At 37.5% G+C, this 12,239-nt stretch carries 12 protein-coding genes; 8 read left to right on the top strand and 4 right to left on the bottom strand.

The features are described 5' to 3' along the window. Positions 1–334: 334 nt before the first annotated feature. The 4 genes from ACN6NE_RS20505 to ACN6NE_RS20520 all read left to right on the top strand — a co-directional run bounded on the left by ACN6NE_RS20505 (position 335) and on the right by ACN6NE_RS20520 (position 4,732). Positions 335–604, top strand: coding sequence for a WGxxGxxG family protein (locus ACN6NE_RS20505; protein WP_034651735.1), 270 nt, complete (start codon positions 335–337; stop codon positions 602–604). Positions 605–901: 297 nt separating this feature from the next. Further along, positions 902–1,414, top strand: a complete 513-nt coding sequence (locus ACN6NE_RS20510) for a DUF3231 family protein (protein ID WP_474326955.1) — start codon at positions 902–904, stop codon at positions 1,412–1,414. 1,191 nt (positions 1,415–2,605) lie between these two features. Next, on the top strand, positions 2,606–4,291 hold the full coding sequence (locus ACN6NE_RS20515; RefSeq protein WP_129708122.1) for a NucA/NucB deoxyribonuclease domain-containing protein: 1,686 nt from the start codon (positions 2,606–2,608) through the stop codon (positions 4,289–4,291). A 294-nt stretch (positions 4,292–4,585) separates the two neighbouring features. After that, a complete protein-coding gene (locus ACN6NE_RS20520) occupies positions 4,586–4,732 on the top strand; it encodes a hypothetical protein (protein WP_474326957.1) in 147 nt (48 codons plus the stop codon). Positions 4,733–4,980: 248 nt separating this feature from the next. Here ACN6NE_RS20520 and ACN6NE_RS20525 read toward each other — a convergent pair whose 3' ends face one another. Beyond that, complete coding sequence (locus ACN6NE_RS20525) at positions 4,981–5,520, bottom strand: DUF1697 domain-containing protein (protein ID WP_474327728.1); 540 nt, start codon at positions 5,518–5,520, stop codon at positions 4,981–4,983. 40 nt (positions 5,521–5,560) lie between these two features. Beyond that, the gene (locus ACN6NE_RS20530; protein WP_474326959.1) at positions 5,561–6,079 is read right to left on the bottom strand and encodes a DinB family protein; all 519 of its coding nucleotides are present in this window, start codon (positions 6,077–6,079) and stop codon (positions 5,561–5,563) included. Positions 6,080–6,276: 197 nt separating this feature from the next. Between ACN6NE_RS20530 and ACN6NE_RS20535 the strand changes: the two genes are divergently transcribed. Further along, positions 6,277–6,417, top strand: coding sequence for a hypothetical protein (locus ACN6NE_RS20535; RefSeq protein ID WP_165351725.1), 141 nt, complete (start codon positions 6,277–6,279; stop codon positions 6,415–6,417). 110 nt (positions 6,418–6,527) lie between these two features. On the opposite strand, the gene ACN6NE_RS20540 is transcribed toward ACN6NE_RS20535, so the two are convergent. Beyond that, positions 6,528–6,932 carry a GNAT family N-acetyltransferase gene (locus ACN6NE_RS20540; protein ID WP_129708128.1) on the bottom strand — a complete coding sequence of 135 codons (405 nt, stop codon included), beginning with the start codon at positions 6,930–6,932 and terminating at the stop codon, positions 6,528–6,530. Positions 6,933–7,371: 439 nt separating this feature from the next. Between ACN6NE_RS20540 and ACN6NE_RS20545 the strand changes: the two genes are divergently transcribed. The 3 genes from ACN6NE_RS20545 (at position 7,372) to ppsA (ending at position 11,182) form a co-directional block, all read left to right on the top strand. Continuing rightward, positions 7,372–7,596, top strand: coding sequence for a hypothetical protein (locus ACN6NE_RS20545; protein WP_474326962.1), 225 nt, complete (start codon positions 7,372–7,374; stop codon positions 7,594–7,596). Positions 7,597–7,845: 249 nt separating this feature from the next. After that, entirely contained in the window at positions 7,846–8,229 is a 384-nt protein-coding gene (locus tag ACN6NE_RS20550; protein WP_474326964.1) for a hypothetical protein, read from the top strand. Between the two features lie 346 nt (positions 8,230–8,575). Continuing rightward, positions 8,576–11,182 carry a phosphoenolpyruvate synthase gene (ppsA, locus tag ACN6NE_RS20555; RefSeq protein ID WP_129708177.1) on the top strand — a complete coding sequence of 869 codons (2,607 nt, stop codon included), beginning with the start codon at positions 8,576–8,578 and terminating at the stop codon, positions 11,180–11,182. Between the two features lie 161 nt (positions 11,183–11,343). On the opposite strand, the gene ACN6NE_RS20560 is transcribed toward ppsA, so the two are convergent. Beyond that, on the bottom strand, positions 11,344–12,090 hold the full coding sequence (locus ACN6NE_RS20560; protein ID WP_129708180.1) for a gamma-glutamyl-gamma-aminobutyrate hydrolase family protein: 747 nt from the start codon (positions 12,088–12,090) through the stop codon (positions 11,344–11,346). Between the last annotated feature and the right edge of the window lie 149 nt (positions 12,091–12,239).

Raw genomic sequence — 12,239 nt, forward strand, 5'->3', positions numbered from 1 at the left:
TCCCTATATGAGTTGCGCTTATTTAGGTACAAATCAATAGCCTTCAACTTATCTTCAAATGTATGTCTAGACATACAAGCACCCCAATCATTAGAGTTTCTTTGTCTAACAATTGGGGTGCAGTTCACAAAAGGTAGTTTTTTCTGTTACGTAATTGGGTTTCATGAGTGATGCCTCATTGCATCTTGAGTAGTTTACTTAAAATATGAAATTTTACTCATTACTGTACTCTTGTAGCATGAAATTTTTAGATACAGTCTATAAGCTTTATGTCATTAAAGAATAGGATTTCGTGATGCGGGGACTTTATTTAATAAAGAAAGGAGGGAATACAATGAAAAAGAAATGTTCTGTTTTATTATGTACGTTAGCTTTAGCTATGATGACTTTTGGCTTACCTGTTAATGCTGAAAATAATAACGTAGATAGAGCAAATTATAATGATGACTTAAATTATAATAATGACGTAAACACTCGAAATGTCACTACAGCAACTGATACGGATGATAATAATGATTCACCTTGGGAATTGCTTGGATTATTAGGACTAGTTGGTCTTTTTGGTCTTAAAAGAAGAGATGATCGTGAAGAAAAAGTTCGTTAATATCTATTTTGTATGAGTAGAGATAATTAGCTGTGATGAGAGCCACAATTTATAATCTCTCCAACGATCCCAAAAAAACTACCTATAGGGTAGTTTTTTTGGTTTAATAACAAGGGTATAGTGGACGATGCTCTTTTAAACATCTTGGTTAGTTTGCTTAAAATATGGAATTATATTCTTTGATAAATTAATTTTTTGATAGAAGTAGAAGAATAATAAAACAAGATTTGGAGACGTTAAACATGTGCATAGCAAGAAAGGTGGCACACTATCCTGAATTTTGTAAGGAGGATAACAATGGGTATTTTAAGTGGAAATCCTACAGGTGAACCGATGCATTATGGTGAGGTATTTGGAACGTGGTCGTATGTTTCTACCTCAAAAGGGTTAGTGTCTGGCTATCAAACATTTCTAAATCATGTAGGAGACAAGGATCTACATAAGTTGGTACAAGAGACAATCGAACAGTGCCAGCAAGAAATGAAAAGCATCGAAACATTGTTAAAAGAAAATGGAGTAGGCTTACCGCCAACCCCACCTGAACGACCTGAAGCTTGTTTAGATGATATCCCAGTGGGTGCACGTGTTCAAGATCCAGAAGTAGCTGCAGCAATTTCATTGGATATAGCTGCTGGTCTAGTTGCTTGTAGTCAACTAATTGGCCAATCTATTCGTGAGGATATTGCAGCCATGTTTGCACAAATTCACATGCAAAAAGTAGCTCTTGGTGGAAAGTTCTTAAGACTTAATAAAGAAAAAGGTTGGTTAATTCCACCTCCTCTTCATAAATCTAAAAAAACTGATTGTTAATGATTAGCTTTCTATAGAAATAAACAAGGTGTCTCTTAGCAAATAGAGACACCTTGTTTATTTCCGATAATACGTTTTATGGTGCGACAAGAAGTCGCTTTTATATAGTGTGGCTTACGCCACTGGTTTAGACGCAAAAACTATCCCCGTCCAAAACTGCGGGCCTGGTAACTGGCTCGTGGGTTGCATGCGGAAATGCGGAAACAGAGAGTTAGTACACGACTCGGAACACTGCTAGGGGAAGATGAGTATGGTGAACATTAGTGAAGGTTTGTAAGCTTCGTAAGTGTTAGCTCAGGATAGTGGACAGCTTTGCCTGGGTATTGGCAAGAGGAAAAGCAGATTCATAAAGCTGCTGTGACGCGTCCCGTATCTTGCCCGGAGTAAAGAACCCACCTAACCTCGTCGTATCTATAAGATGCGGAACTTGGTAAGCCCTTTGTCATCTGTTTAAACAGTAGGATGACTGCAAAGTCAAACGATGCGGCAGAGGGTAAAGAATATGAGAGAAAGCAAATGCCATTACCTCGAAAGAGAACAGGAAAGCAGGAAACTGTATAACTGAATGGATACTATCGTCCTTACGGACAAGCCCATGATAGGCCCGAAAGGGAGCTGACTTCTCATTGGTCTCTCGTAGGAACATAAGGTTGTGGCTATCTTCTGACGAAAGAAACGTACTGTTATGTATACCTCCAATTGGAGCGTCGGCGTACGTTTTACTTACCGATATGGTGTGTGATGAGGATACGACAGCAAATGGACCTGCAATGGGAGGCTTGAGCCGTATGAGTTGAAAGGCTCACGTACGGTTCTTAGGGGAGTCAGGGGCAGTGATGCCCCTCGCTTACCCGACTTAAGTAAATCGTAAATTATTTTATAAAAATCCATAGTTTAACTATTTACACTTAGTGACGACAAATGGCACCCGATCGTGGAGGATCTTTATAAATAAAAGGATTCTTTATATGACCCATTTTTCCTAGCACGCTAATCAATATGGGAATTATTGTAGGTTTTTGGTTTCATTTTCCTTAGAGTATATTGTGGGAAAATTTTTTTTGTAGTATTCTATCATCGATTTGGATGCCATCGAAGTAATGAATCTAGTTTATTGTCTGCAAGAAAAATTCCTCTATATGTTTCTAAGACAACATTTTATTCCAAATCAAAAAATAAGGGAGGGATAGGATGTCCAGATTTTATAGACGTATCGTTTTATCTGTACTTTTTTTGTTTTTTGTCACAGGAATGATTTCACCGGCACAAGCGCAATCTGATTCAAATGGCGGAGGTTATTGGCTCCCAAACAACAAGGAGAAGATTGAACAGGCAACTAAACTTATGAAGCAAGGCAAGTCAGTTGAAGAGCTTGGGATCAAGCAAGATCAGATCCAGAAAAAAGAAGGCATCCAGACATTAGATAAATTGATGGAAGAAGACCAGCAAAGTGACACAACATACAGAGCAAACATGGCTCCTCCGATCAAGACGGCAGCCGGATGGACACCCCCTGACTTCGACTATGATCATATCCTGACTACAGAAGAATGCCAGGGAAGTCCAGACAGCAGTTCAGAAACAGGGTATATTAAAAACCGGTATTCCTTCTGTTGGTCCCACGTCGCAACATATCAAGTCCCAGTAAAATGCATTGGTGGATTCTGTTTTTACGAAGGCGTTCAATTTCAATTCACTGAAATAGGTTATGGCTCCAACCAAAGCCGGAAAATGAGGGTCTATTATACACTTGATGATATCCTCGTAACCCATCCATCCTTGAATGGAGCCAAGTTGAAAATTGATATGGTATGTGAATCCAAGGTGAATGCAGGTGACTGTAAAGAAGATCCTGATTTTCCGCCGACGGAACGAACAATCGCTCAATGGAAAAACACGAACTTCAGTACAGAAATTTTCACATCAGAAGCACCCCCACCAACTGACACAAACCCTGACCAGTTAGGGTACATGGAATTTTGGCCAAAACTTACCCTTACACATGCACCAAGGAAATTCAAAAAGAGCATTGATGGTATTAAACAGACCGTTCGTTACGATTCTGCAAAATATATGTTTGCCTTCCCTAATCAATATTTCTGGCAAGGAGCCGTATTCAGTAAAGCCACACCAATCTTCAATGTTCCAGTCACGAAGCCTGAATTTTCGATGTTAGCCGAAGCTGGACAGCATTGGAAGTTTGCGATGGATCATCCAGATCAGACGAAGCCTCAAATGGTTGGAAAGAAAATACCGGGGGCTGTGGGAGACAGCACACTGACACGAATGTATCCGAAACGTCATCAGGATGAATATAATCGCAATAGGAACAAGACAAGAAGGACTTGTGACAGGGAATTCGGAGATGAGGATCGGACCGGCAAGCAGTGTGACGAATATCCGTTTGCTTCCACCTGGGAAGGTTCGGCGACCAATGGATCGGATAATTTTTCAGTAAAAATGATTTCAAGCGAATCGAACGGCGCTGCAGGGACATGGCTCGGTGCCTGGTACGCCTATGATAGGATTTTGGATGGGGATACTTTCAATGTGCAGGTCGAAGCCCCTGAGAAAATAGCGACGATCCGATCCGAAGGCCAGCCTCAGGACGGACAGGATAACCGATCAAGTGATAACTTCACGATCGGAAATATCCCTTCTTACGCGACCAAGTTACAATGGAAAATCGTCGATGGTCCTACTAATGCGAAATTCGATGTAATGAAAGACATCAGCTTCGGCATTGACGAAACGATCTTTAATGACCTTACAGACGGATCCGAAACAGAAATCAAAACAAGCGAAGATTTCTACGTCGCCAGACCGGAAAACACCGATGGAGAAAGCTTCACTGTCGAGGTCTATGCCATCCCATAACAATAACTTAGAGATAGAAGACATGATTTATCGCTACTGTATGGAAAGTCGTTAATGAACATAGCAAATTTTGTTCAGGATGCATCAAATGTTCTGATGAAAAACGGGTGAATGGAAATCCCACCCGAAGCTGTAGATACAGAAAATATAGCTTCAAAATAAAATTTCATTTGAATATATGTTTTAAGACGTAAAAGAAAGGGTAAAGTAATTTAGTTTTATTCCAGACGAACTTTTTTTAAAAAAATGATTAATATGTTGAACAAATTATAATAATGAATCTGGAGGGAAGGTATGTCAATTAATAAAGAAGTTTTCTATCTCGGTAAACGATTTAAGATTATTCATATTTATAGTTCTGGTTATTGTGAGCTTAGAAAAGTTAACAATCCTTTTAAAATAGAACTAGCTTTATTAAATGATATCCTACTAATAGGATGATAATCACTGCATATTCTTATTTAACTAATCAGGATGACTACCTTTGATTTTTGTTGTTAAATAAACATATTAATCATTTTTTGATATAACAGAAGCCAAGTTCTTTATACATAAAGAACTTGGCTTCTTATAAACTCCATTATGTTAAGTAGAAAAATTGCCTATTTTTCCGCAAGATACATAATAAATAACTAACAGCCTCTTCGTATTAGTTGAACAACGAAATTATATAGATTTTTTCAAACTACTTATTGTATTTCATTTAACATAGTTCCGAGCTTGTTAATGGTTTTCCAATTGCGAGATGTTCCTGGAACACCTACCTTCTGAAGTTGAGCAGAAATCTTAGAATGCCGAATACTTTGTTGCAAATATAAATAAATCTCTCTGCCCCTTATGCAACATTGCTCCATCTCGTTTTTATAGTCGAGTAAATGATTTATGCATTCCTTAGAAGGTTCTTTAGCTAACAACGATATATGTACACTCTCCCCTTCCGATAACGAGTTAACTGGATAAGGGCAATTGTTAATAATTTGTTCCCATTCTGAAGCTGTTCTTAAGATAATAATGACAGAAAAACCGAAAGCACTTCTAATCTCTTGCTCCATTTGTTCTTCTAATTGTTCTGCATTTCTTTCAGAATGAAATATTACATTTCCACTTTGAATATAGGTTTTGACTTTATCTAATCCCATGTTTGTTAATACGTTCTTTAATTCTTGCATCTTTATTAATTTGTGTCCACCTACGTTAATGCCCCGTAATAAAGCAATATAAATAGTTATTTTTGGCACCTCTTTTGTTTTATTTCATTACTTTAACATCTTAATTGTTTCTTAATTCTCTAAGTAGTTGGAAAATTTGACCTCTATGATGAGATTCATGTTCAATCAAATGGTAAACAACCCACTCAGGTGTAACGTCGTAATGTTCAAGTACCCTTGGTTTACGCCAGTCTGTTAAGTCCATTGAACGAAAGTGGGAAAGAAATGCTTCTCGTACCTTATGAAGGCGGTAAAAATGCTCTTCTAAGCTTTGTCCCTCAATGTGGGCTAAAGAGCCATCTTCAGAACGAGCTACTAATGAAAACAAAGAACGTATTTCGGGATCCCATTCGGTAACAAGGACCTCTTCATATAACCAATCTGCCTCGATCAATGCAATATGATACAATAGTGTACTAATCGTTTGTCTTTCATCAATTTTTGTATCGAGCATACGCTGGCTGATTCCATTTAATTGTGTTAGAAGCGTACGGCGAACATCTTCTAAACACCACACCCATCGGCCAATTTCTTCTTTATATTCTGGTAATGAAAATACCATTAAAGCTCTTTTTTTCAACGGAATCCCCCTCCTCTTAAATATAATGAATATTAGGTTGGATAGTAAGCTTGGCTATCATTGTACATGTCGTAGGCGGAGCCAGTACAAGATGAAAATAGCTTATCATATAAAATATTTTGTTAATTTGTATGTGTAAGAGATTGCTAGTTGGGCAATAATGAAAAATAGGAACTTGCATAAAGGAGGCCAAACTATTGAGCGAATATAAACAGGTTTTCTCTACGTTTATTAATGAAGAAAGATTTGATTTACATTCATACCTTACTTATTTATTTATCAATGAATGTCAGGAAGATGTAGTAGATCAGTTAGAACAGGAACATGTAAATCAATAAATTTATAAATAAGAAAAAGTGAAAGGGTAAATAATAATGAATGCAAAAATCGTGTAGGTGACTTTATCTTTCTGAACAGAAGGAATAGGTCGCCTATTGGTGTTAAGCGTTTATCGTTTTATATTGCTTGTCATTCCAATTGAAAATTTCTTAAATCCAAAAGATTCATAATATGATTCTAAATTTTCTACACACAAAAGTTGAGGTATAACTCGATTTTGTTCACAATGTTGAATTATTCGATTTAACATTTCTTTGCCGATACCCTTGGATTGATAATTCGGCAGCACACCGACTCCACAAATAATTCCAGTAACCACACCATCTGATATAACCCGCCCCATACCCACCATTTTTCTTTCATCGAAAGCATAAATTGCATACCAGCTTTGATTGCACATTTGTTTCAATTCATGGACTGTTAATTTGAGTGAATTCCATCCTAAAGAATCATATAAGTTTTGTAATTGCGAAAAATCCTCAGGGGGTTCTAATGTATATTGAATAGTTCCCATTTAAGCACCTCCTAATTTGTTATATTTTTGCAGATTAATATCGACATATTTTTTTAATTCTTCTTAGTTCATTCATCATTGTAAGTCTAAAAACCTTCTGATCTTCAAAAATCTGGTCCTAAAATGAAAATGAGCGCTTATTCTTGTTCTAGGATAGCGACCGATTGTTTAAGAACCCTCTTTATAATACTTGTGGAATAAGCCCAATATGTTTATCCTCTGCGTAGACAAGTAAAAAGAGGATTTTTAGCAGATTCATTTTATGTAACAGAAGTCTTGGAAGCTGGGGATTGGTACATTGTTCAACAATATCATCCCACGGATGGATACTATTATGAAGTAACTATAGCGTTGTTAAGCTTAACCATAGTAAGTCTTATTATTTACTTAGTTAAAGAAGGATGGAGATATTTAAAACAAAGCGTCAGAATTAAAAAAAATGCATGGTAAGAGTAATCAATTTTCACTAACATATAATGAAACTAAAAAAGAACCCTTTGCTGATAGAGGGGGACTGACCCCTTCAAAAGAAGCTGTCTTTTATTTCTGTGGATCGATTCCGTTTATGGAAGCTATTCTTAAAGCATTACGTAGATGGGATATACCAAACGAACGTATTCATTACGAGGTATTTAGCCCTGTAGCCATTTTAGGAGAAAAATAAAGAAGTAATTGTTACCGGTAAACAGAAAATGTTCGATTAAAACACACGTCCTGTTTAAATAAATATGCTGTAAAAAAGCACTCATAAGCGTGCTTTTTTACTTTGCCTTAAGGAATGATTCTACAAACGATCATGATACATATAAGTATTTCTACACTCTCTGCGTACAAAAAACTGGAAAAAATTCTCTTCGGTAATTTATAATAATAGAAAACTATGTCGAATCCTAAATATTGGAGAGATTACTATATGAGAAGAATACTTCCTTTTATAATTTTTACCGTTTATTGCATTCCATACGTTTATTTATCTATGCGAAAAGATTTTGAGGATGATTCAAAGGTAAACTATATAATCATGGCCATAGTTACAGTAGCACTGTCTTATCTAAGTGGGCTTATTAGAGCGGATTTATCACTTATTTTAGGAAATATAATTTCTTTTAGTACTTCATATTTTTATAACGCATTAAGGCTTCCTGATTCTAAATGGGAGAAATATTTTTCGCCCTTTAATTCTGTCGAACAAGTAGTACTGATAAGCCTTGCGGCGCTTGTGCTGCAGGTAATTATTTATACACTTGCTAGAAAACGAGCGAAGAGATACATTCGTAATACTATGGTTTCGGAATAGTTCAAAAAAAGAGAGTTAGTCATCTAATGAGCTAGACTCTTCAGGTGACCAAATGAAAGAAGGGTTAAAATGAGGAGAGTTGCTGAAATTTTATCCTCTAAAAAGAAAGTGCTAAATGAGGAAGATCAACAAATACTTCAAACGTGTACTTACCTGCTTTAAAAAGGATACGAATCAATTAGATAAGTTAGTTATACAACTTTTAAATATGTAACCGCAAACAAAAAGGTATGTATTTCTCTTCCTACTTTAATTATATCACATAAAAAAACGTCGATATAGACTGTTTATTCTCATTTACTGCTGGTAAAATCAATAAAACATTACCGGTTAGGAGAGATGTTGAATGAACTCTTTAGTTCTTAGCTTTCAAGAAATAAAAGATACACAGCTTTCACTTGTTGGAGGAAAAGCCTTAAATTTAGGGGCGTTATCAAAAATTCAAGGAATACAAGTACCGGACGGATTTTGTGTGACAGCGGTCGGGTATCAAAAAGCCCTTGAACAAAATGAAACGTTTCAAGCGTTACTGAACCAGCTGACGATGTTAAAAGCTGATGACCGAGATCAAATTGGTGAAATTAGCGAAAAAATTCGCCAAATCATTCTGGAAATAAAAATTCCTTCTGACGTTGTAAAAGCAGTTATTCATTCTCTCTCTCAGTTTGGAGAAGAGCATGCTTATGCAGTTCGTTCAAGTGCGACTGCTGAAGATTTGCCATATGCTTCTTTTGCTGGTCAGCATGACACCCATTTAAACATCATAGGCAAAGAAGCAATCCTTGAGCACATTCGCAAATGCTGGGCTTCTCTGTTTACAAATCGCGCGGTAACCTACCGTATTAAAAATGGATTTGACCATAGTCAAGTGCACGTATCGGTTATTGTTCAACGAATGGTTTTTCCGCAGGCTTCAGGTATTTTATTTACCGCTGACCCAATTACTTCTAACCGAAAGCTGTTATCAATCGATGCGGGATTTGGGCTTGGAGAAGCGCTGGTGTCAGGTTTGGTCTCTGCCGATTGCTATAAAGTAAAAGAAGGAGAAATCGTCGATAAAAAAATAGCAGCTAAAAAGGTAGCTATCTACGGATTAAAAGAAGGCGGAACAGAAACGAAGGAAGTTCATTCTGATCTGCAAAAAACGCAAGCGCTCACTGACTTTCAAATTTTACAGCTAGAACGCGTTGGAAGACAGCTTGAAGCTTATTTTGATTGTCCTCAAGATATCGAGTGGTGCTTGGCTCATGATACATTTTATATTGTCCAAAGTCGTCCAATTACTACTTTATATCCAATTCCTGAAGCACATGATCAGGAAAATCGCGTTTATGTATCTGTTGGACATCAACAAATGATGACCGATGCCATGAAACCACTGGGATTGTCTTTTTTTCTGTTAACGACTAATGCACCGATGCGTACAGCCGGTGGAAGGCTGTTTGTTGATGTCACGAATATGCTAGCTTTACCTGACAGCAGAAAAATGATGTTAGGTGCCATGGGACAACATGATCCGCTCATGAAGGACGCACTTACAAGCATAATAGAGCGAGGAGACTTTATAAAACCTTTACCAAATGATCAAAGTTCCGGTAAAAGCAATAAAAGCGTGCCGCCTACGAAGCCTAAGGCACAAATCGAAAACGACTCGACGATCGTTTCTGACTTGATCAAGAAGAATCAAGCATCAATAGAAGATCTAAAGCAAACCATCCAAAAGAAATCAGGGTCGGAATTAGTCAACTTTATTTCAGAAGATATCGGGACATTAAAGAAGATTTTATTTGACCCACAAAGTTCAGCTGTGTTTATGGCCGCTATGGATGCTTCATCATGGATCAATGAAAAAATGGAGACGTGGCTAGGTGAAAAAAACGCAGCAGACGCGCTTTCTCAATCTGTACCAAACAATATTACTTCAGAAATGGGTCTGGCGCTATTGGATGTCGCAGATGTGATTCGTCCTTATCCTGAAGTCATTCATTATTTACAGCACGTAAAAGATGATAACTTTTTGGAGAAACTGGTTAAGTTGGAAGGCGGACAGGAAACTCAAGACGCTATCTATGATTATCTCAGCGAATACGGGATGCGATGTCCCGGCGAAATCGATATTACGAAAACTCGCTGGAGCGAAAAGCCGTCTGCACTTATCCCTGTGATTCTTGGTAATATTAAAAACTTTGAGGCTAACGCTAGCAAGCAAAAATTTGAAAAAGGCCTGCAGGAAGCCTTGAAAAAAGAGCAAGAGCTATTAAACCGCTTGAAGCAATTGCCGGATGGTGAACAAAAAGCAAAAGAAACAAAAGAAAAGATTAATCTCATCCGAAATTTTATCGGTTATCGTGAATATCCCAAATACGGCATGATTAATCGCTATTTTGTTTATAAGCAGGCTCTGCTGAAAGAAGCCGCTCAGCTTGTAAAAGCCGGTGTTATTTCTGAAACAGAAGATATATACTATCTGACGTTTGACGAACTTCAAGAAGTCGTGCGCACACATAAAGTGAATGATCAAATCATCACCAAGCGAAAAGAAGAATACCAATTATACACAAAGCTAACACCTCCGCGTGTAATCACGTCTCATGGCGAAATTGTTACAGGTGCGTACAAACGAGAAAATCTTCCGTCCCAAGCAATTGTAGGTTTACCGGTTTCTTCAGGAGTGATTGAAGGGCGAGCGCGCGTCATTTTAAACATGGAAAATGCTAATCTATCAGATGGAGATATATTAGTCACTTCCTTTACTGACCCTAGCTGGACCCCGTTATTTGTAGGAATAAAGGGGCTTGTTACGGAAGTTGGCGGACTGATGACTCATGGAGCAGTCATTGCACGTGAATACGGATTGCCAGCGGTTGTCGGAGTAGAGAATGCTACTCGGCTGATAAAAGACGGACAGCGAATTCGCGTACATGGAACAGAAGGGTATATTGAAATATTGTAAAAGCTAAAGATGCTTGCGCTGTTTTTCTTCTTTTTACCTAATTAATAGATGAAAATTTGTCTAGATGTCTAGATTCCTATGCGCATCTTCAGTTAATACAAAAAGGCAGGCCATTATAACGGCCTGCCTTTTTTATATTGGTGAACTAGTAACTTTGAACGTCAAATGCTGACTTTTTTCGTGGCTGTTTGCTGCACATGTTCCATAAACAGTTTAAACAAGTTTAGCATTGAAGTATGTTCTTTTGCCATCATTTCTGGATGCCACTGTACCCCCACTACAAATTGCTCTCCTTGTTTTTCAATGGCTTCAATAACTCCATCTTTCGCCCATGCGGAAACTTCAAAACCAGGCGCTACGTCTTTAATTGCTTGATGGTGAAATGAATTAATAAGAGCTTGATTACCGTAAAGGTCATGTAGGCGTGTTCCGTCTTTAATCATGATGGAATGAGAAGGGTCGCTTGTATTGTTGTATTGATCATGTTTGATAAATGACTCTTTAATGTCTGACATGTCTTGATAAAGAGTGCCGCCGTAAGCAACGTTTAAAATTTGTAAGCCGCGACAAATCGCTAACACGGGCTTTCCTTGGTCGATCACATGCTTTAACAATAGCTGTTCAGACTGATCTCGTGCTAAAAAAGGGGAACCCGTTTTGGTTGTCGGTTCTTCTCCGTATAAAAGGGGATTAACGTCTTGTCCACCTGACAAAATCAACCCGTCTATACTTTCTGCCTGCGCTTTAATCATTTCTTCGTCTTTTAGCACTGGCAAGATAAAAGGAACTCCGCCGCTGAGCGCTGTTGATTCGATATAGTCGTTATTCACATACGCTCGCTTATAGCCTGGAAAGCGTCCTCCTTGATCCACAATAATGCTTCCTGATATACCAATTAAAAATCCCACTGTTGTTTTCTCCTTTTTGTTAAATTACCATTTCTTGAGATGTTCTTTCTTTTTTACTGCGTTGATAAAGTGTGTTCAATCGCTTGCTTTATAAGAAATAAATGGTTCTTTTATTCAACTATTATACATATATACCATATTTATTTAAT

The organism is Priestia sp. 53B2, from assembly GCF_056099005.1.